Source organism: bacterium, from assembly GCA_036382775.1.
Taxonomy (GTDB): domain Bacteria; phylum Hydrothermota; class Tepidihabitantia; order SM23-42; family JAOAFX01; genus DASVHD01.
The window spans coordinates 19365-41406 of sequence record DASVHD010000049.1 but is presented as its reverse complement, the minus strand read 5'-3'; the positions used below and the strand labels follow the sequence as shown (position 1 = coordinate 41406).

The window sequence follows — 22042 nt, the reverse complement described above, 5'->3', positions numbered from 1 at the left end:
CAAAAAGGGGGCATGCGCCCCCTTTTTGTTTGCATTTTTACACGCCGTCAAGAAGTTAAGACTCAGTCAAAATCCTTAAGGCTTAAAGCAACGATGTTTAGAAATGACTCGAGCAGCTGCTGTTTTTCAAACGTCAGCATGGATTGGGGATTATGGGGTTTGATCGCCAGTATGCCCAGCACCTTGTTCTGATAGGTCAAAGGGTTGAACTGCCAGAGAGATGACACCAGGGTGCCCGTGCCAAAACCAGCCCGTTTTTTGTTTTGAAACGACCACTGGGCAATCCCTGTCTCACGCTCCCCAAAAGCGCATTTGGGATCTGATTTGCAGCTTATGGCTATTTTGTTATCGCCCGGCAAGAACAGTACGGTTTCGGTTTCGAAAAGCTCCGATACATTCCGGACGATGCTCTGGCGCAATGCCGGAAGATTCCCGGTATAAAGTAATTTCCTGCTGAATTCATACAGCATCTGGATAAATTTCTCCCGGCGTTTGGCATTTTCGCCCTGGCGTTTGACGATATCTGCCAGGATACTCGCCACCACGCCGGCAAACAGCAGAATAGTAAAGGTCAGTAAAAACCGGATATCGCTAATGGCGAACGTATGATAAGGAGGAACAAAAAAGAAATTGAAACAGGCTACCGCAAAGACCGATGCGAGAATGCCGCCGGTCAATCCCACGGTAATACCGGTCAGAACGATAGGAATGATATATAGTAGCACAATGTCATGCGTATTCAAAACATGGCGCAGCAACAATCCGATCCCGGTCGTAATGGTTATGCTTGCAACGCTAATCAATATGATTGCGAAATTGAAGCGCTCATTTTTCTTCGCCTGATGCGATTGTGAATCCTGACGTTGGTGTGAACCGGGAACGACCAGGACCTGAATCGGGTCGCTTTTTTCCACAACATCGCTGACGATCGATCCCTTTATCAATGCCTCGAATCTTGAGCGTTTCGAAAAACCGACCACGATCAGCGATACATTTTTGGCATGCGCGAACGCGATGATTTCATTTGCCGCATCATTACCGCTCAATCTGGTGATTCCCGCACCCAACGTCTGCGCCAAATTCAGATTTTTATCTAGCTGTAACTGGTCGCTGGATTTCAATGGTGGCAAGCGCGGTGATTCGACATAGACCGCGAACCACTCGCATTGCAACTCATCGGCCAGCCGCTGGGTCGTACGGATGACATCGGCCGATGAATAACTGGGGCTCACGCCGACCAGCAGCCGGGAACCGGTCGGGATAGCCGTTTTGATGCCCTGTTCGTGCTTGTAGTCCATCATGTCGCTGTCGATCCGGTGCGCCGTGTAACGCAGCGCGATTTCCCTTAATGCCAGCAAATTTGACTGTTTAAAGAACCTGCGCATCGCCACCTTGGCTTTTTCGGGAATGTAGACCTTGCCTTCCTGTAAACGCTGCAGCAGTTCTTCGGTTGGCAGGTCGACAAGCTCGATCTTATCCGCCATTTCCAGGATCCGGTTTGGAATCGTCTCCTGCACGCGTATGCCAGTGATGTGGTACACCAGATCGTTTATGCTCTCCAGGTGCTGGACATTTAGGCATGTATAAACGTTTATGCCGGCGCTGAGCAATTCTTCAACATCTTCATAGCGTTTATCGTGCCTTGATCCGGGCGCGTTGGTGTGAGCAAGTTCATCGACCATTACATATTCAGGCTTCTGCCGCAGTACTTCGTCCAGATCCAGTTCCTCAAGCATGATCTTCCCGTACGGGATCTGCTTTTTATATATCACCGGGATGCCGGATAACAAAGCGTTGATTTCATCCCGGTCATGGGTTTCTACTACCGCGATACGTACATTGTGACCAGCCGATATCAGGTGCCGCGCTTCGTGCAGCATGCGGTATGTTTTTCCGACACCGGCCGCGTACCCAAAAAAAACTTTCAAGTAACCGCGTTTTCTATCATGCTGCGCATCTTCCTGTTTGATGCGCTTCAGCAGTTCATCCGGATCTGGGCGTTGATGTTCATCGTTCATGGCTGCTTCCTTTTATTTGTCATTTCATAATCATCCAATGCTAAATTCAATTTGAGCACATTAACGCAATGCGGTCCGAAAAAAGGTTTTTCTGCATTTTCTATAACTAACGACCGGATCAAGGTCTCATCAAGACTCCGCGCCTGTGCTATCCGGGGGATCTGGGTCATGGCCGCTTCAATGCTGATGTGCGGATCCAGGCCGCTTGCCGAAGCGGTTACCAGATCCGGCGGGATCGATCGAAGTGATGAAAGTATTTTGAAGTGCGCATCCTCCTGGATTCTCACGTTCACAAGTTCTAGCCATTTTTCCGAAGTCGGACCTAAATTCGACCCGCTGCTTGAACCGCCATCGTAATCGCAAGCCGATGGACGTCCCCGGAAATACCGCTGGCTTAAGAATTTCTGACCGATCAGTTCCGAGCCGATGATTCTACCTTTTTTGATTATCAAGCTGCCATTAGCCCGGAAGTGAAAAACCGCCTGCGCAATACCCGTGATCATCAGAGGATACACCAATCCGAGAACCGCGGACATTAACGCGAACAAAATTAGTGCCGCTTTTAGTGTTTTCATTTTTGCCGTCTTTATACCAGATGCAGGAAAGTCAGCATCAGGTCAATGATCTTGATACCGATAAACGGCAGGACCAGCCCGCCCAGGCCATAGATCAAAATATTCCGCGTCAGCAGTTCAGATATCGACTTGACGCGGTATTTTACGCCGCGCAATGCCAGAGGGATCAGCATCGGAATGATCAGGGCATTAAAAATGACCGCCGACAGAACGGCGCTTCTGGGGGTTGCCAGCTGCATGATGTTCAGCACGCCCAGTACCGGATACGCGGCGGCGAATAAGGCCGGAATGATCGCGAAATACTTGGCCACGTCATTGGCGATGCTGAAGGTGGTCAATGCGCCCCGCGTTATCAGGATCTCTTTCCCGATCTCAACGATATCCAGTAGTTTTGTCGGCGAGGAGTCGAGGTCGACCATGTTCGCGGCTTCGCGGGCGGCTTGCGTGCCGGCATTCATGGCTACGCCCACGTCGGCCTGTGCCAGCGCCGGCGCATCATTGGTGCCATCTCCGATCATGGCGACAAGGTAGCCTTCCTCCTGGTATTGACGGATCGCCTTGAGTTTCGTCTCCGGCTTCGCTTCGGAAATGACATCATCCATTCCAGATTCTGCGCCAATCGATAATGCCGTATACAGGTTGTCGCCGGTGATCATGATCGAGGTGATACCCATTTTCCGCAAATGCTGGATCCTCTGGGCAATCCCTTCTTTGACCACATCCTTCAGTCGTATTATACCCAGCACGCGGCCGTTTTCAGCGACCACGAGCGGCGTATCGCCATCGGTTCCGATATCATCGGTGAGTTGTTGTATCACGTCCGGCACCGAACCGCCATGCAATTGTACAAACGCTTCGATGGCGTCGGCTGAACCTTTCCTGATCTCACGTTTGCCGATGTCGACACCACTCATCCGGGATTGAGGCGTGAACGGCACAAACCGCGAGTTCTGGGGAGCCCGGATATCACGGCCGCTGACCTGTAATTCCCTTTTTGCCAGTACGAGTATGCTCCTGCCCTCAGGCGTCTCATCCGCCAGCGAAGACAGCAAAGCCGATTCAATAAAGGTAGTTTTTTCCAAACCAACCGCCGGTATGAACTCGCTCGCCATCCGGTTGCCCAGGGTGATGGTGCCGGTTTTATCAAGAAGCATGACATTCACGTCACCAGCGGCCTCGACCGCCCGTCCGCTCAAAGCGATGACATTGTGCTGGATCAACCGGTTCATTCCGGCAATGCCGATCGCCGGCAGTAACCCGCCGATCGTAGTCGGCATCAGGCATACGAGAAGCGAAACAAGAACGACAACTGAAACAGCTACGCCCATATACCGCGCGAACACCGGAAGCACTACGACCACGGTAATAAACAGAACCGTCAAAACGATCAGCAGGATCTCCAGCGCGATCTCATTGGGCGTTTTTTGGCGCTTGGCGCTTTCAACCATCGCGATCATGTGGTCCAGGAAAGTATCCCCGGGATCGGTCGTAATGCGCACTTTGACCGTGCCGGAAAGGATTTTTGTGCCGCCGGTGACGCCACACCGGTCACCGCCGGCTTCGCGTATCACCGGCGCAGATTCACCCGTTATCGCCGACTCGTCGACCAGGGCCGTCCCCTCGATGATATCGCCGTCACCGGGGATTGTCTCATCCTCATTGACCAGGATAATGTCTCCTTTACGCAGGTCAAGCGCGGAAACGACCTCGATCGTTTGTTTCCCATTCACCAGTTTCTTCGCGTCCAGCTTGACCCGCGACTGGCGCAATGAATGCGCCCGGGCTTTGCCATGGATTTCAGCCAGCGCTCCGGCGAAATTGGCAAAAACAATAGTCAACCACAACCATAGGCTTATTTGCAGTTCGAATCCGAACCATTTTCCCATAATCCCGTTCTGGACCATGAAATATGTCGTTATGAGAGCCCCTATCTCAACCACGAACATCACCGGATTTTTCCACATCCTTACCGGATTCAGGTTTATTAACGACGCCCTAACAGCCTGTTTGACATAATTCGGATGCCATATCGACTGGTTCATAATTCACCGCTCAATGATACATCAGAAAGTGTTCAAGCACAGGTCCGATCGAATAAAAAGGGAAAAAGGTCAAAGCCCCGACGATCACAATAACGGCTATGACCATGACTATGAACAGTAAACCGGTGGTGGGAAATGTCGCCGGCGTGACCGGAACGGTCTTCTTATTGGCCAGTGATCCGGCCACGGCGAGCGCGGGAAGGATCGTGGTGAACCGGCAGATCAGCATGCCGAAACCAAGAAGAATATTATAAAAAGGGGTATTGGCGCTCAAACCGGCGAACGCCGAACCGTTGTTTCCGCAGACTGATGAGGCGGCGTAAAGGATCTCGGACAAACCATGACTGCCGGTATTGTACAAACCTGCTAAACCGGCGCGCGTCATCAGCGCGATCCCGGTGATCACCAACAGCACGATCATCGATCCGAGCGTCGCAATGGCAGCCATTACCATTTCAAAGGGTCCGAGTTTCTTGCCCAGGTATTCGGGCGTCCGCCCGATCATCAATCCGGCAATGAACATGGACAAAAAGATATAAAAGATCATACCGATAAGACCCACGCCCACGCCGCCAAATATCACCTCCCCGATCCCCATATTGAACATATAGACAAGCCCTGTCAATGGATTCGCGCTGTCATGCATGCAGTTGACCGAGCCGTTGGACGTCACCGTCGTAGCCATGCCCCAGAGCACCGAATGCAACGTTCCAAACCGCATCTCTTTGCCTTCCATGCTAGACCCATGACTAACGCCTGAATGCCCCAGAAACGGATTTCCCTGATACTCTGCCAGCAGGACGATGGCCAGGCCGACGGCGAACATCACAGCCATCAAGGTAAAAATCGCTTGCCCTTGCTTTTGGTCTTTTACCATATAACCAAAAAGAAAAACACATGCGACCGGCAGCCACAGGATGGCAAAAGTCTCGAAGAAATTCGAAATCAGATTTGGGTTCTCAAGGGGATGCGCTGAATTTGCGTTGAAAAATCCGCCGCCGTTTGAACCCAGCTGTTTGATCGCGACCTGTGAAGCGGCCGGACCGACCGCGATCGTCTGCTTGACGCCTTCGATCGTTTCCGCGATTACCGGCGAACCAAGCGTCTGCACAACCCCCTGCGACGCCAATAATACGGACATTACGATAGAAAAAGGAACGAGTACATAAAGCACAACCCTTGTTAGATCGACCCAGAAATTCCCGACAAACTTGGTATTTTTGCGAATAAATCCCCGGCCCAGAGCCAATAACGCGGCAATGCCCGTAGCCGCCGATAAAAAATTCTGTACAGTCAGTCCCAGCATCTGGGTGAGATAGCTCATAGTCGTCTCGCCGCGATAAGATTGCCAGTTTGTATTGGTCACAAATGAAATGGCTGTATTCAGCGCGGTGTCCCAGCGAACCGCACCAAGATGCCCGGGGTTTAATGGCAACATTCCCTGCACAAGCTGCAGAAAAAACAGAAAGACCAGACCCAGGCCGTTAAAGACCAACAACGCCAGAGCGTAAGTTTTCCAATCCATTTCCTGCGAAGCATCGATCCCGGCGATCCGGTAAACGCCTTTCTCAATCCGGACAAACCATGAGAAAAACCATCTATTGTTATCCTGGGTATCAGGCCGGTCAAGCAAAACGCGTGCCATGTATTTGGCGACCGCAATCCCCCCGACGACTACCGCGGTACCAAATATCAAACAATATAATATGTTATTGAACATTTTATTCCTTTAATTAAAGAGCCATTATAGTCCGATCCAAACAGAAGTCAACAGACATAGTTCATCGCATTTTTCCTCTTTATTTATGTTTTTCATATCCACTTCAGCGTTCTGGCGATCCGGTCGCGATCCATGATAACTTTGGGCGAAAGACGCAGGCAGATCCAGCGCCTGCTTGTGATGATGCGTTTCATCTCCGATGTCAGGACCTTCATTCGGTCGATCGCAGAGCGGTCCAGACTTCTCTGCCTTTCCGCGCGTTTTCGCCAGTGACCGGGAGGCACGGGGATCGTGCGATCGGCCGCCAGATCGTCGCCCTGCGTCACTATTCCTTTCTCGACCACGATCACCCGGCGCTTGTATTTCCTGTTGACCCGCTCGGTCCACGCCAGCGACGATTCGGCAAGCAGCGAATACCAGCGCAGTCTCCTTATCTCCCAGGTACTGTAAACGATCCTCGATTCGACCGCCTTTCGGATGACCGCCGGAGTAGTCAAAACCGGCTGTTTATTGCCGCATATTTTCGCCGGCGTGTCTTCATTTTGATTTTCATTTTCATCGCCATCTTTTCCCCCGGAAACAGATGCGGCAAGGCGGTCACGCAGCCATAGCTCTTTGCCCAACAAGACGATCCGCTCTCCATAGGAACCGGGACCGCGCAGCGCGGTCAGGTATTGATCGCAGAACTCGCTCCAGGCTATTTCAAAATTCGCGGAATATTCAGCATACCTTGCCGGGATCATACGCAGCAGAAATTCGATATCCTCCGCCGGGCGCGCTTTCATGCCGGTGATCAGGTTCTTTACGATCGTCAGCACTTTGAACACGACTGGTGTTGTGACCGGTCCGATCGTGCACTTATTGCCTGGTTCGGGGCGGTACTCAGCGAGATCGCTGGAAGCGTACCACATTTGCTTATTCTTGTCCCGCAGCGCGATATTATAAGCAGGCGACAGCTTTTTGATTTCGTCAGCTTCAAGCACCGCGGCCTCAAGGACCGAACCCGTGACCGTATAATCTATTCTTTTAACCTTGGATGCCATTCTGAAAATGTGGTCCGCGTGCCTGTCCCCTCTTGTAAAATAGCTGCGGACCCTCTGCCTTAGGGACACTGCCTTGCCCACGTAAATCACGATGCCGCCCGCATTTATCATCCGGTAGACGCCCGGCCTGTCAGGCAGGTCACGCAGGATCTTATTATCGATCACGGGCAGGAAAAATTTGAGTTGTTTACGCGATAGCGCCATGATCCTACTGGTGCCAGAAACCTTTTATTATCATTTCAATATCAGCGACGCTGCTTACGCTTTTCGGCTGCCACTCGTCCGGCATCATTGACCGGTACGGTTCCCCGGCATACCGGGTGTCAATCAGCAAAACCACGCCCTGATCCGTTTCTGAGCGTATCACCCTTCCCGCTGCCTGCAGCACGCGGACCATGCCGGGGACCTGATATGCAAAGGCAAACCCGGAACTGTCCTTTTGATCATAATATTCCTTGATGATCTCGCGCTCAAGCGACAGCTGGGGCATGCCGACGCCGATAATGGCGGCGCCGGCAAGACGATCACCCATCAGGTCGATGGATTCGCTGAAAACACCGCCCATAACCGCAAAACCGATCAGGTGATCGACCGGTTCATGGCTGAATTGCGTTATAAAGCGTTCGCGCTCATGCTCGGTCATGTTCGGTAACTGCACCAGGGTCTTTATTGACGCATGTTCCTGCGCGAATATCGTGTGCACCATGTGCATGTATTGATACGAAGGGAAAAAGACAAGATAGTTGCCTTTTTTTTGCTCGATCATGGCGCTGATCGCGGCTACGACCTGGTGCTTGGTCCAGTCACGGTGTTTGTATAATGCCGATATGCGGCTCGCTATCAGCACGCACAGCTGTTCTGCGGGGAACGGCGACGGCAGAACCAGGGACTCAGCGTCATCATGGCAACCGAAGGATGTCACGAAATATTCGGTCGGGGTAAGAGTACCGGAAAAGAATATTGCGCTCAGGCCGCGTTGTAATCCTTCAGCGAGGTGCCGCGCCGGATCAACGCACAGAAGCTTCACGCTGACATCTCTTCCTGGCGCAGAAAAGCATGTGGCGTATGTTTCATCGTATCGTTGCGCGATCTTTAGAAATGCCTTCGCTTCAAAATAGAACTCAATAAATTCCTGTCTGAATATCGCCGGCTGATTCAATACCAGCCATTGCTCCGAGCGATCCGTAAAATCGCCGAGCAGCGCGCATAGTTTTTCCGGTTTGTCCTTCTCCGCAAAAGCACCCTGCTGCTCCACGCACCGTTTTTTTACCGACCGCAACCAGGTGTTGATCCTGGTCAAAGAACGCGTCACGGCTGGCAGCTGGCCGTGCAGCGCCCTTTTGACCGCAAGCACCGATCCTTTACTGAGTTCGGAAGAAAACATCTCCCGACCACGATCGACCAGATTATGCGCTTCGTCAACCAGGAATATGCAGTCGTCCTGACCCTCCGCAAAGAAACGGCGCAAATAAACGCGCGGATCGAACACGTAGTTATAATCGCAGATTAGAATATCGACCCATAAGGAAAGTTCCAGGGCAAATTCGAAAGGGCAGAGATCATGTTTTTTTGCCAGGGTCAATACGTGTTCGCGCGTCAACGCATCACTTTCAAGCGCATCGCCCGCTGCACTCTTCAAACGATCATAAAATCCGCGCGCATAAGCACATTCCGCGCCATTGCATACTTTGTCCGGGTTGAAACATACCTTCTCCTTTGCCACCAAGCTCAAGGATTTTAGCCGCAATCCCTGCTGCCGCAGGACGTCGAGTGTGGATTCTGCGGCTGCCCGACCCGTGGTCCTTGCCGTCAGGTAAAAAACGCGGGCTATCGAGCCCGCTGCCAATGCCTGTAAAGCAGGGAGCATTACTGCCACTGTCTTCCCGATGCCGGTCGGCGCGTGGATAAGAAGCTGTCCGTTCGCACTGACCGTCTCAGCCACCCTATCGATCATCGTTTCCTGGCCCGGGCGAAAACCGGCAAATGGAAAACGCAAAGCCTGGATCGATGCGTCGCGCGTATCGATCCAGGCTGACGTCCGGTCCGCCCATGCGGTGTAATTTAGCACCAGGGATTCAAAAAAGACCTTAAGGTCATTGACGCCGGCCGTTCGCCTTAATTCCCTGATCTCCCGTGTTTCGGTGCTGTAATATGTCAGCTGGATCGTTATCGTCATCAGATTATGCTGCAAGGCGTAAATATAGGCGTAGCATTTGACCTGTCCCCAGTGAAATGGGTTATCAGTTTCTTCCAGCCTGCGCAGATCTCTGGCTGTTGTTTTAACTTCCTCAATGACGACCGCGCCATTTGTCACGGAAAGGCTGTCGATCCGCCCGGATATCATCAGCACGTAGTTATCGCGTTCAATATCGTGCCGCACCGGAACTTCATACTGGGATTCAGCGCCCCGCGACCGTTGGATCTTATTATGCAGGTAGACCGCATCTACACCGGGCAATGTCCCGAAAGTGGTCAGATCAAGGTCGCCGGAACGGAGGGAGTATTCCACGAGGTTTCGTACCGATAGATGCAGTCTGTCTTTCAACCATCACCTCTTGATATCGGCAGTCCGCCACGTGATATAGACCATTAAAGAGATCCGGTATTTTATTGTACTTACTTTTCCATGCCTTTCAAGCCCGTGTCATTGACAAACAGCAATTTATGATTAAAATTAACGAATATAACAAGCAAACAAAGGAGGCTTGATGAAAAAACTACTGTGCTTGGCAACCGGCATCGCTCTCGTCTTTGTCAGCTGCGGTGGCGGAGAACGCGCGTCCATCCTGGCCTATATACAGGTCTATGAGGCTGGCACGGATACAATCGTAAAGGACTTCGGAATTGATATGTACAAGTACAACGGATTCAAAGAAATCCCGCTCGTTACCCTAAACGATGATACGGTTCATATCCCTCTTGATATGTATTACGTGGGAGTCACCAGCTTTGATTACAACGGCGAGGCGCCATGGCTCAGCACCGGCGCCGAGTGCAGGTTTAAAGCGGATTACGGCGAGGGCTCGGGCGAAGCCAAAGACACAATCCCGGCCGAGTTTCAGATCAGCAGCCCGGATCCAGGATACATACTGACCCAGGGCAGCAACCTGTCTATCGCCTGGGGATCATCCAACGGCGCGCAATGGTACTGGCTGTACGTGGATATCTCATATTACTACATGGACAATTCCGGCGGATTCGATGATTTCGACCTAGAACTGGACACCATTATCGAAGGCACATCGTTCACGCTGCCCGCGAGCCGTTTGTTCCCTTCTGACGTGGATACGGTGCTGTACGGCAGCGGCTACGTCGATATCGAGGCATATTCCGGTCCCAAAATAGTTGCCGGCGAAGAAGGCAATATAAAGGGCAGCGCGGTCGGATTTTTCTGGGGGATCTACGCGCCGGATGCGGTTGGTTTCGGGATCGAAGCGCCGGCCAATGCCCCTCCCGATGATCAGCGTCAAGAAACCTTTCAGAAACATCTCAAGGTCCTTAGCGACTACGCGGCTGAAAACTAACTCTGGTAATGATCATGCATATAAAGGGGGGCGATCAGCCCCCCTTTTTTTAAGGAGTACTCCATGAAGCAGATCGTCATCATCGGCGCCGGCATCGGCGGGCTCACCGCCGGCAACCTGCTCGCCAAGAAGGGACACAAGGTCACCATCTTCGAAAAACACGCGGCGCCGGGCGGTTATACCGCCGGTTTCTGGCGCGATGGGTTCTATTTCGAAAGCGGAACGCTGTCGTTCGAATCATCAGCCGCGGTTTTCAAAATCATGAAAGAGATCGGCGTCTTTGATAAAATCAGATTCATTCGACAGGTGACCACTATCAGAACGCATGCCATGGATGCGGTTTGCCGCAATTTCAGAGATGTTAAACAAGCCGTGTACGCGGCGTATCCAAGGGACGAAAAAAAGCTCGACAAATATTTCGGTGACATCGACATGATGATGGGTACCCTGATGGCGGTCATGGGACCAAATTCCCTCCTTGGCTATCTTGCTTATCCCGTGAACGTCGCGAGGTTCCTGTACCTTTACTTCAAATATAAGAATGAAACCGTCACCGACTTCACCGCCCGTTATTTTGACCCCGGCAGCGACCTGAACCGGTTCTTCAATAGCCTGGGTTATCCCGATATGTCAGCCGCCATCGTTCCCGCCGCTTATATGTCCTTTTTTGACGACTACTGGACAGTGCAGAACGGCATGCAGTCCTGGGCGGATGCGCTGGCTGATAATTTCAGGCAACAGAACGGTGAACTGCTCGTAAATTCGCCGGTTGATAAAATTCTGATTGAGAACAATCGGGCGGTTGGGGTCATTGCCAAGGGCAGGCGATATCCTGCTGATTTTGTCATATCCTCATGCGATTATAAAAAAACATTTCTCAACCTCCTTGACGATCCCGCGGCGCTGCCCCCGGATTACCGCGACCGGATCGCGGGGACCGCGGTATCCGAAGGCATATTCGTGGTTTATCTCGGGCTTAGGCTGGGCAACGAAGAACTCAGGCGCCATATGAAATCTGCCCACGTTCACCTGCATGACGCCAGTGCCGGTGCGGATATCCGCGATTCCGACGACCTGGAATATTTCAGTAAAACCTCGCTACTGCTTTACTCACCTTCCCTGCACAGTGCCCGGCTCGCCCCGGAAGGAAAATCGTCGCTCATGCTCCAGACCATGGCGCCTTTCCACTGGCTCAATAACTGGGGCGGCGGCGACAAAAAGCAGTATGAAGATCTAAAACAACAAGCGAAGAAAGCAATGATCAAAAAAGCGCAAAAAGTCATCCCGGACCTGCCGCGGTATATCGAAGTCGAAGATGCGGCCACGCCGCTGACCTTTGAGCGTTATACCGGGAATACGGATGGCGCGACCTCGGCCTGGAGCTGGAACCCGAAGAATAAGTTCTATGGCGATTTCATAAGCGTCAATATCAACACGCCGTTCAAAAACCTGCTGATCGGTTCCTGCTGGTCATGCCAGATCGGCGGGGTGCCCAGCGCGATCACCGCGGCCGTCAAGTGCGCCAAAAAGATCGGGTAACACCGGATCATAACCGACGGATGCGGTCAGCCTTGAAATTATCGGTCTTGTGACGGTTCATTGACTTAACGTAAAATGTTGATATAATTATCTGCAATGAATCTTCAGGTAGAACGCGTCACCGACAAGAAGCAACTTGATGATTTTATTATGCTGCCCTGGAGCGTATACAAGGGCAACCAGTGCTGGATACCACCCCTGATCAATGAAGTAAAAGAAACCCTGTCATTGGAGGAAAATCCTTTCTGGCAGCACGCCCGGCGCGAACTCTTCCTTGCCACCGACAATGGAAAACCCGTCGGCCGGATCGCGGCGATCGTTGATGAAAATCATTTACGGTTCCATGAAGAGAAAACCGGCTTCTTCGGGTTCTTCGAATGCATCAATGACCAGGAGTGCGCGGATGGGTTATGGAAAAAAGCGAACGACTGGCTCCGGGGAGAAAAAATGACCATCATGCGCGGCCCAACCAACCCCAGCATGAACGACGAGAACGCGTTCTTATTGGAAGGATTTGATCTGCCGCCAACGGTGATGATGCCTTATACGCACAAATATTATCTTGATCTGGCCGATCAGCACGGCTTGAAAAAAGCCAAAGACCTGTACGCGCTCATTAAGTATGCCAAGGATGGGATCCCGGCCCGTATCGATAAAATGATCGAACGGATAAAAACAAGGACCGGTGTAACGGTCAGGCATTTCGACATGAGAAATTTCGAAAGGGACGCTCAATTTCTAAAAGATATTTATAACGCAGGATGGGAAAAGAACTGGGGATTCGTGCCTATGACCGACGCTGAAATGAATCTCGCTGCCAAGAAATTAAAACAATTCGTTGATCCTGAACTTGTGCTTTTCGCGGAAATGGATGGCAAGCCCGTAGGCGTAACCGTCACCGTTCCCGACGTCAACCAAGTGCTGAAAAAATTGAATGGTCGTATGGGGCTTCTGGAAATGCTTAAATTTTTATATTACAAACGGCGGGTCACGGGCGTTCGTTCTCTGATTGGTGGTGTTCTGAAGGAATACCGCGAAACCGGCATTATCGCGGTCCTTTATTATGAATCGGAAAAGGCGAATATCCGGCTGGGTTATGATTGGTGCGAACTTGGCTGGAACCTGGAGGATAACGATTTGATAAACAAGTTTGACCTCGCGATCGGTGGCAAGATCTATAAAAAGTATCGCATATACGAAATGACGGTCCAATAACGATGCCTTAACATTGCAGACTTCAATATCACTATACCGGAATTCAAAACCCTACACCCGGTGGTGGTGGTTCTCCGGGCAAATACGCAAAAAGGATATCGTAGACCAGCTGCGGTGGCTTAAAAAAAACGGCTTTGGCGGCGTGGAAGTTGCATGGGTATATCCTTTGCCGGATTCCCGGCCGGGTCCCCGGTGGCTGTCCAGGGAATGGACCGAACTGGCGGCCTTTACCAAACGGCGGTCGACCGATCTTGGTCTTGGCTGTGATTTTACGTTCGGCACGCTCTGGCCCTTTGGCGGCTCCAACGTGCGACGCCCAGACGCGGCGTTGACCTACCGGGGATTATCCACCCAGCGCCTCGACCGGTCATGGGAAATGCCGCACTCGAGTCCGGGTTACATATTGAACCATCTCAGCCGAAAAGCGCTTGGCAATTACTCCCGCAAAATGGCGGCGGCGCTGAAACCGGCGCTGCGCGGAAAACCCTCTGCCCTGTTCTGCGATTCATGGGAGGCCGATACACACGGCTTATGGGCCAGGGGTTTTGATAAACGATTCAGACGGGTTTACGGATATGATGTGCGCGGGTACATGCCCAGGATCGACTCATATCCTGATGTCCGCTATGACTACCGGAAACTACTTGCCGATTACGTACTCAACGAATTCTACCGGTCCTTCACAAAGATCTGTCGCCGCTTGAATTCTATTTCGCGCGTCCAGTGCCATGGCGCGCCGACCGACCTTGTAGCCGCATATGCTGCGGTCGATGTGCCGGAAAGCGAAGCGATACTTTTCGACCCGTCATTCTCGCGGTTCGCGGCTTCGGCCGCTGCGCTCAGTGATAAAGCAATAGTTTCAGCCGAAACATTCACTTGCCTGTACGGATGGAAACCGTATCCCAGGTCCGGTCCGTACCATAAAATGGAAAAGATCCGGGACCTTAAACTGCTGGCCGATGCGATGTTCGCCAATGGCATTAATTTTATCGTCTGGCACGGCATGCCGTTCAATCCCGTCGGGAGTTCGAACGAATTTTATGCCACGGTCCATGTCGGTCCTGACAGCGCTTTTGCACCTTGCATCAAATCCTTCAACAAGTACCTGAAGCGCATCAGCAGCATGATGAGGCGCGGCAAGGTCTACACAGATATTGCTGTCTACCTCCCGCTCGAGGAAGCGTGGATGAAAAATGAGCTCCCGGCGAAACTTCAAAAGATCAGCAGCCGGTATTACTGGGAACATCAGGAGACCAAAATACCTGAAGAACTGAAGGGCTTTCAACCATTATGGATATCGCCGTATTTTCTGCGTCAAGCCGATTACCGGCAGGGCAAACTTCGCTGCGGCACAACGATATTCGACATGCTGTATATAGCGGCACAATACCTTGATCTTGACATGCTGCGCCATATCCTCAGACTGGCAAGACGCGGCTGCCCGGTCCGTTTAAGAACGGTGCCGCACCAGCCCGGGCACATTAAATCAGTTCGCTATGGGCGCATGATCGGCGAGTTGTTATCCCTGTCCAATGTCCGGCGTTCGTTTCAAGGATTACGCCGCCCGGTCCCTTTGATCCAGGGCAAAGAGATCCCCGAATTCTGGGTACGGCAGGTTAAGAAAAAGTTGTTGATATTTTTCGCCCACCCTATGACCAGGAGCATCACTTATCCAATGCCGTACCAGCGTCCGGTCAAAAAAATATACCGCGTGCCATTAACGCTTAACTACAACGGACGGCACCGGAAGATCACCCTTAAGTTTAAGCCGTACCAGTCGATCATGATGAGCATAAGCAATAAAGGTACAGTCCTGATAAGGAGGTAGTGAATGCGAATCAGCCGGAAATTGAAAAAAGTTATCCAGGACGTCGCCGTGGTCGCCCAATGGCTGTGGATGAAAGGATGGGCTGAGCAGAATGCGGGGAATATTTCGGTTGATGTTACCGATATGATATCGGCGCGGCCAGCAGGTCGTTTTAAGTTATTCAAACCTTCTATGCGCATTGATCCGGCACTTTCGCAGCGGTGCCTTCTTGTAACCGTTGCCGGCTCGCGCATGCGCGATATCTTAAAAGCGCCAACCAGGAACCTCATGCTGATAAAGTTGTCAGCATCCGGTAAAAGATACACCTTGTTATGGGGCGGTAACGGCGATAAGTCGCGGCCCACGTCGGAGATCGACAGCCATCTTGCCGTACACGCGCTGATGCGCCATGAACACAAAAGCCAGAAAGTCTTTATGCACACCCATCCGATCCATCTCATCGCACTTAGCCATATCCCCGATTACGCCGTCAGTGAGAAGGCTCTTAACGATCTGCTGTTTTCGGCCCATCCGGAAGTAGCGATCGCCCTGCCTGAGGGCATCGGACTGGCGCCATACCGGTGCCCGGGAACCAAGGAACTGTCAGCCGTGACCATGTCAGCTCTGACGCGGCACCGGGTAGTTCTCTGGGAAAAACACGGGTGCGCAGCGGTCGGTGACAATGTCTTCCAGGCATTAGATCTCATCGATGTGGCGAATAAAGCTGCGGCGATATATCTGCTTTGCCGGGCCTCGGGGAACAAGTTCCAGGGATTGACCAAAAAACAGATCGGGGATGTGATAAGGCGGTTCGTTCCGGATTCTTAAACACGGTGAAGGTTATTTTTTGGTGCCTTGCGATCCGATCCGGGCTTTATTGACTCGGAGCGTAATCGGGATATAATTAAACCACATGCCTAAAAGGAAAACACCAGTCGGAAAAAATGTTCGGGTACAAAAAGAAGCGGGCTACACTGAAATATGCAAATCGAACTCAGTGGCTGAGACTTTCGGGAAACTTCGCCACCTCATCGGGAACACGCCGTTGCTGGAACTCCATTTCATATACCGCGGCGGACCGCGTGTGGTGTACGCCAAGGCCGAATACCTGAATTTTACGGGCAGCATCAAGGACCGCATGGCACTGCATATCCTTAAACGCGCGTACGAAAAGGGTGCCATCCATCAGGGCGACTGCATTGCCGAAGCTACCAGCGGGAACACCGGTATCGCTTTTTCAGCGATCGGCCGGTGCCTCGGTCATCCGGTCGTTATTTTCATGCCCAACTGGATGAGCCACGAACGGATCGAATTGATAAAAAGCCTGGGCGCCGATATCCGTCTCGTAACCCGCGAGCAGGGCGGTTTTCTCGGCAGCATCCGCCTGACCGAAGAACTGGCAAAGTGCGAACATGGTATTTTTCTGCCATGCCAGTTTTCCAACGAAGCGAACATTGAAGCTCACGAAACCACGACCGGACCTGAGATCTGGTGGCAGCTCGCATCCCGGCAGTTGCAGCCCGGTGCGTTCGTCGCCGGTGTCGGCACGGGCGGAACGATCATGGGCGTAGGCCGGTATTTCAAACGGATGAAGCCGGATGTAAAGATCCACCCTCTGGAGCCGGCTGAATCGCCCACCCTCTCGACGGGTCATAAGGTCGGTGTTCACCGGATCCAGGGCATATCCGACGAATTCATTCCAGCGATCGTCAAACTCGATGAACTGGACGGCGTTGTCTCTGTTTGCGATGGCGACGCGATCCTCGCGGCACAGAAGATCAGCGCTCAGCTGGGGTTAGCAGTCGGCATATCATCAGGCGCGAATTTTCTTGGCGCTCTAAAGATCCAGGAACTCATGGGCCCCGGGAAAATTGTCGTCACGGTCTTCGCCGACGACAACAAAAAATATCTGAGCACCGATCTCATGAAGCAGGAACCGGTCAAGGATGGATACCTGACGCCGTCGGTGGAATTCACCGGTCTGCGCGCCTTGAAAAGGGATTGCCACGTGTGTTGCGACGGTGAAGACTGCTTTCAGCGGCAGCTGCGTGACCAGAGAAAATCCGGTTAGAACCGTTCGCAGACCGCTATTTAAGAACCGTAACCTTCTTAGTTTCCCGTAAAAACTCAGTTTCCAATTGTATAAAATAAACGCCAGCAGGAACCTTTCTACCGACCTCATCGGTACCAGACCATGTGATTCGGTTAAATGGTTGAATTCCGCCAAACTGCTTGGCGGATAAACGGTTAAATTGCTTCACCAACCTACCGGTCGCGTCGAATATCTTGAGGCAGGGCAAACCTTCGGGTTTGCGTAATCGAGCAAGGCTAAAGCCCCGCTGTGCGGGATCATGACCTTGCCCTGCATGGTTACTGGATCCGGTAACATGGATCCTGTATCGGATATCAATCCTTGTTCTGAATGGATTTGGATAAACAGAGAGAGCCAGCGATCCGATCTCCCGCTCTTTTGCTTCAGCGACGTTTGTGGGATCCGGACCGATCTTGATTACATAGGCATCATTTTCACCCGCGCCGAATGAATTGGTCACGCCGGCAATAATATATCCGCCATCGGAGGTGACCTCAATTGAATAAGCGCAGTCCGTGTAATCGCCGCCATAGAACTGGGCCCAGTAATTAAGCCCCATTGTATCGGTTCGCGCAAGATACATCTCAAAACTGAAATTACCGGCATAAACATAGCCGCCGGTCCGTACGGAGCGCACAGCGTACGCGCAATCGGCATTCAAACTGCCATTACATTGGATCCATTCTTCATTATACAACGAATCCAATTTCACTAAAAGGAACTCATAATCCAGAAGCGAAAAAAACGATGTCCCTGAGATTATATATCCCCCGTCCGACGTGGACTGGATGCAATATCCCCGATTATCCGCTAAACCGCCATACGCCCGCGTGCACAGCGATTCGCCCTGCGCGTTTATCCTGACCAGATAAAGGTCGCCCTGGCCTGCGCCGAACGAATTCGTCGTACCCAGGACTAAAAATTCTCCGGCAGCATTCTCGGTAAGCGAACGAGCGTAGTCATTGTCAGTTCCGCCGAATGTACGCGTCCATACCGTGTCACCAGCGGAATCGGTCCGCACCACATAAACATCAAGGTAACCGGCACCGAAGGAGCGCGTGCTGCCCGCAACAATATAACCATGATCAGCCAGTTCCATGACATCAAAAGCCTGCTCATCTAAAACTCCGCCATAGACCCGCTGCCATAAGGCATTGCCGGTGGCGTCTGTCTTTACCAGAAATACGTCACTGCCGCCCGCACCGGATGATCGTGTTGATCCGGCAATGACAAGACCACTATCAAGTGTCTGCGCTAGCGCATATCCTTGATCATCTTCTGAACCACCATAAGTCTTGGTCCACAGCGTATCACCGTTAGGATTGATCCTGATAAGATACATGTCAGAACCACCATTACCCCATGATGCGGTTGAACCCGCTATGGCATAACCACTGTCCTGACATTCCATCACACAACGGGCTTCATCGCTGGCTGCGCCGCCGTAAGTGCGAGTCCACAGGGTGTCCGACCCCTGTGCGTGTAAAACATTAGGGATCAGGAAATTGGAATCTGGAAGTGGGAATGTAAGTAACAGAACGAACAAAATCAAGAATATCTTGCGATACACAAATATCCCCTTGCTATTATTTTTTTACCTAGAGTTTATTGCCTAACTACGACCGCTTCGCGGTCGGCCCCGACAGAAACACGGGTTATTTTCAGACCGGTATAATGTTCTATCAGCTTAATATAATCCTTTACTTCTTCGGGAAAGTCGTTGAAATTACGCACGTTTGTCAGATCCATGTTAAAGCCTGGCACTTCCTCGTAAACAGGTTCAAGTTTATCAGCAATGAACGGGTCAAATTCCGTTGCATTAGCATATCCAACTGCGATCTTTATCGTTTTCAAACCTGAGAGTACATCAAGCTTGGTCAGGAAAAGTTCGCGGGCGCCGGTCAACCGGGCCGCATATTTCACTACCGAGGCGTCGAACGCACCGCATCTCCTTGGCCTTCCGGTGGTTGAACCATACTCGTTGCCGCTGTCCCTTAAAGCCTTGCCACTGGCTCCGGTATCCTCGGTCGGGAAGGGACCCTGCCCAACCCTGGTCGTATACGCTTTTGCCACACCGATCACCCGTTCGATCGCGTAGGGCGGGATGCCCAGACCGATCGAAGCGCCGCCGCTGATCGTATGGGATGAAGTCACGTATGGGTAGGTTCCGAAATCAACATCAAGCAGCGCACCCTGGGCGCCTTCAAATATAATCCTCTTCTTGCTGTTTATCGCGTCAGTGAGATATTTCGAATCATCGACGATCATCGGTCTTAACTGTTCGGCATAGTTGGAATATTTGTCATAGATCTCCTCGTCGGAGAGGGGCTCGGCATGGAAGATCTCCATGAGCATCAGGTTCTTTCTTGATATATTGGCCCGGAGTTTGGTCTTGAAAGATTCGCCGTTGAAGAGATCGCCAACCCTCAAGCCGATCCGCGCGTATTTATCCTCATAAGCGATGCCGATCCCTTTTTTTGTCGTACCGATGCCTTGTTTGGATTCTTCCTTGATCTTATCGATCAGGATATGATAGGGCATGATCAAATGACAGAACCTGGAAATTTTAATGAATTTCTCGGCATCCGGCACTTGCTTTTTGATACCTGAAAGCTCTTCAAAAAAAACTTCAGGATCGAGCACGCATCCCGCGCCAATGACGCCCACGACATTCTTGTGCAGTATCCCGCACGGGATCTGATGAAATACTATTTTCTGACCACTCAGCCAGACCGTGTGACCGGCATTGGAACCGCCCTGAAAACGCACGTCGATGTCGCAATCACGCGCCAGGTGATCGACGACCTTGCCTTTTCCTTCATCACCCCATTGCAGTCCGACAATAGCGGTATTCATATTTTCTTAACCTTTCCATCGTTATTCTATATAAGCCCGCTTAAATGTCAATACCGCACAAACTCTCTTGACTTGTCTTTTTTTTTAGTGTAATATTTATCCTTGAATGGAGGTTCGCGTGGCATCCTTTGACGAAAAAGTTGAGGACCTGGTTTTAAAAATCGAAGAAAACAACAGCTGGCGACAGCAGGAATGCATTAATCTTATAACATCAGAAACAAGTGCGAGCGCGCTCGTCAAACTATGCGAGATATCAGACCCCTCGGGCAGGTACGCGGAGCACCGAACGATGAAGGGCGAAGAAGTCTATTTTTACCAGGGCATTGATTTCATCCGCGAAGTCGAAGAAAACTTACGGCGCGAAATGGCGCTGTATTTTGACTGCCCGAGCGTCGAGCTACGGCCGGTCAGCGGACAGATGGCGAACGAAGTCGTCTTCAAGGCGATGATGAAATTCATTAACCGGGGGAGAAAGGAAGGCGAGCAGTCCCGGCGCCTGAAACTGGTCATGAACAATGATCTGAACAAGGGCGGGCATTTGAGTTCCCAGCCCATGGGCGCGCTTTTCAATTTTGTCGAAGAAGACCCCGCTACTGGCAAGGAAAACGTCATCAATTTCCCCATCCGGTCCGATAACCTTTACAGGACCGATGCCAACCGCCTGAAAGAACTCTTGAAAGACAAAAAGCCCGAACTGATCGTGTTCGGCAAGAGCATGTTCCTGTACAGGGAACCGGTGCAATTCGTTTACGATATCGTGAAAAACTGGGATCCAAGACCGGTGATCATGTACGACATGGCTCACGTGCTCGGGCTCTACGGAGCATTCCAGGAACCTCTCAAGGAAGGCGCCGATATTGTCACGGGCAGCACGCATAAGACATTTTTCGGTCCCCAGCGCGGCGTCATCGTATCCACGATCGTAAAAGAAAGCCCCTTGTCCAAACTCTGGATCGAAATAAAAAACCGCGCTTTCCCGGGCTCGACGAGCAACCATCACCTTGGCACGCTGCTTGGCCTGCTGATGGCGACCTATGAAATGAACGCTTTCAAGCAGGAATACCAAATCCAGGTACTAAAGAACGCCAAGGCCTTTGCGCGCGCCCTGAAGGATTCCGGCGTTGACGTGCAGGGCGACACCGCTGACAGCTTTACCGAAACCCACCAGGTGATAATCCGCGTCCGGAAGCACGGCAGCGGGAACGAACTGGCCCGCCGGCTGGAAAACAACAACATCATCACTAACTACCAGGCTTTGCCCGATGATGAAAGCTTCCTGGATGCAAGCGGCATACGAATGGGTGTCCAGGAAATGACGCGTTTCGGCATGAAGGAAGATGATTTCCAGCCCCTGGCCGGCTTCATCGCCGACGTGCTGATCAGGGATAAGACCGTTAAGGAAGAAGTGAAAAAACTCCGCGGCAATTTCCTGCATATGCAGTATTGTCTTCCGGCCAAGGACGCCGCTCCCCTGGCGGCCCGGATCTTTGCGAGTCTATTCCCGGGCAAGGAATTTTTTGAACTTTTTGTCGACAATCTCAGCGCTAATGCAAAGAAGATGTTCGCGTCCTATCATTGACCTGCTGGTTCTGTAATCACGGCATCATAATC

At 51.7% G+C, this 22042-nt stretch carries 15 protein-coding genes; 7 read left to right on the top strand and 8 right to left on the bottom strand.

Going from position 1 to position 22042, the window contains the following annotated elements; all coding sequences use genetic code 11:
* Positions 1–62: 62 nt before the first annotated feature.
* The 6 genes from VF399_12655 to VF399_12630 all read right to left on the bottom strand — a co-directional run bounded on the left by VF399_12655 (position 63) and on the right by VF399_12630 (position 9943).
* Positions 63–2018 (bottom strand): DUF4118 domain-containing protein, encoded by a 1956-nt coding sequence (locus VF399_12655; GenBank protein HEX7321191.1) that lies wholly within the window; start codon positions 2016–2018, stop codon positions 63–65.
* The gene (gene kdpC / locus VF399_12650; protein ID HEX7321190.1) at positions 2015–2593 is read right to left on the bottom strand and encodes a potassium-transporting ATPase subunit KdpC; all 579 of its coding nucleotides are present in this window, start codon (positions 2591–2593) and stop codon (positions 2015–2017) included. The genes VF399_12655 and kdpC overlap by 4 nt, the downstream gene beginning before the upstream one ends.
* Positions 2594–2604: 11 nt before the next feature.
* The gene (kdpB, locus tag VF399_12645; protein ID HEX7321189.1) at positions 2605–4635 is read right to left on the bottom strand and encodes a potassium-transporting ATPase subunit KdpB; all 2031 of its coding nucleotides are present in this window, start codon (positions 4633–4635) and stop codon (positions 2605–2607) included.
* Between the two features lie 10 nt (positions 4636–4645).
* Positions 4646–6331, bottom strand: a complete 1686-nt coding sequence (gene kdpA, locus VF399_12640) for a potassium-transporting ATPase subunit KdpA (GenBank protein HEX7321188.1) — start codon at positions 6329–6331, stop codon at positions 4646–4648.
* Positions 6332–6447: 116 nt separating this feature from the next.
* Positions 6448–7602 carry a nucleotide excision repair endonuclease gene (locus tag VF399_12635; GenBank protein ID HEX7321187.1) on the bottom strand — a complete coding sequence of 385 codons (1155 nt, stop codon included), beginning with the start codon at positions 7600–7602 and terminating at the stop codon, positions 6448–6450.
* Between the two features lie 4 nt (positions 7603–7606).
* Positions 7607–9943: a helicase C-terminal domain-containing protein gene (locus VF399_12630; protein HEX7321186.1), complete on the bottom strand. Its 2337-nt coding sequence runs from the start codon at positions 9941–9943 to the stop codon at positions 7607–7609.
* A 163-nt stretch (positions 9944–10106) separates the two neighbouring features.
* Here VF399_12630 and VF399_12625 point away from each other — a divergent pair, with 163 nt between their 5' ends.
* From VF399_12625 to VF399_12600, 6 genes are all read left to right on the top strand, one after another.
* Positions 10107–10922 carry a hypothetical protein gene (locus tag VF399_12625; GenBank protein HEX7321185.1) on the top strand — a complete coding sequence of 272 codons (816 nt, stop codon included), beginning with the start codon at positions 10107–10109 and terminating at the stop codon, positions 10920–10922.
* Between the two features lie 63 nt (positions 10923–10985).
* Positions 10986–12461, top strand: coding sequence for an NAD(P)/FAD-dependent oxidoreductase (locus tag VF399_12620; protein ID HEX7321184.1), 1476 nt, complete (start codon positions 10986–10988; stop codon positions 12459–12461).
* Between the two features lie 96 nt (positions 12462–12557).
* Positions 12558–13676 carry a hypothetical protein gene (locus VF399_12615; GenBank protein ID HEX7321183.1) on the top strand — a complete coding sequence of 373 codons (1119 nt, stop codon included), beginning with the start codon at positions 12558–12560 and terminating at the stop codon, positions 13674–13676.
* Between the two features lie 13 nt (positions 13677–13689).
* Positions 13690–15504, top strand: coding sequence for a glycosyl hydrolase (locus tag VF399_12610; GenBank protein ID HEX7321182.1), 1815 nt, complete (start codon positions 13690–13692; stop codon positions 15502–15504).
* Between the two features lie 3 nt (positions 15505–15507).
* On the top strand, positions 15508–16311 hold the full coding sequence (gene rhaD, locus VF399_12605; protein ID HEX7321181.1) for a rhamnulose-1-phosphate aldolase: 804 nt from the start codon (positions 15508–15510) through the stop codon (positions 16309–16311).
* Positions 16312–16396: 85 nt separating this feature from the next.
* Positions 16397–17554 (top strand): cysteine synthase family protein, encoded by a 1158-nt coding sequence (locus VF399_12600; protein ID HEX7321180.1) that lies wholly within the window; start codon positions 16397–16399, stop codon positions 17552–17554.
* A 16-nt stretch (positions 17555–17570) separates the two neighbouring features.
* On the opposite strand, the gene VF399_12595 is transcribed toward VF399_12600, so the two are convergent.
* Together VF399_12595 and VF399_12590 are read right to left on the bottom strand one after the other, a co-directional pair.
* The gene (locus tag VF399_12595; protein HEX7321179.1) at positions 17571–18989 is read right to left on the bottom strand and encodes a hypothetical protein; all 1419 of its coding nucleotides are present in this window, start codon (positions 18987–18989) and stop codon (positions 17571–17573) included.
* A 191-nt stretch (positions 18990–19180) separates the two neighbouring features.
* Positions 19181–20431: an adenylosuccinate synthase gene (locus VF399_12590; GenBank protein ID HEX7321178.1), complete on the bottom strand. Its 1251-nt coding sequence runs from the start codon at positions 20429–20431 to the stop codon at positions 19181–19183.
* Between the two features lie 118 nt (positions 20432–20549).
* Between VF399_12590 and VF399_12585 the strand changes: the two genes are divergently transcribed.
* Entirely contained in the window at positions 20550–22010 is a 1461-nt protein-coding gene (locus tag VF399_12585) for a hypothetical protein (protein ID HEX7321177.1), read from the top strand.
* Positions 22011–22042: the final 32 nt, after the last annotated feature.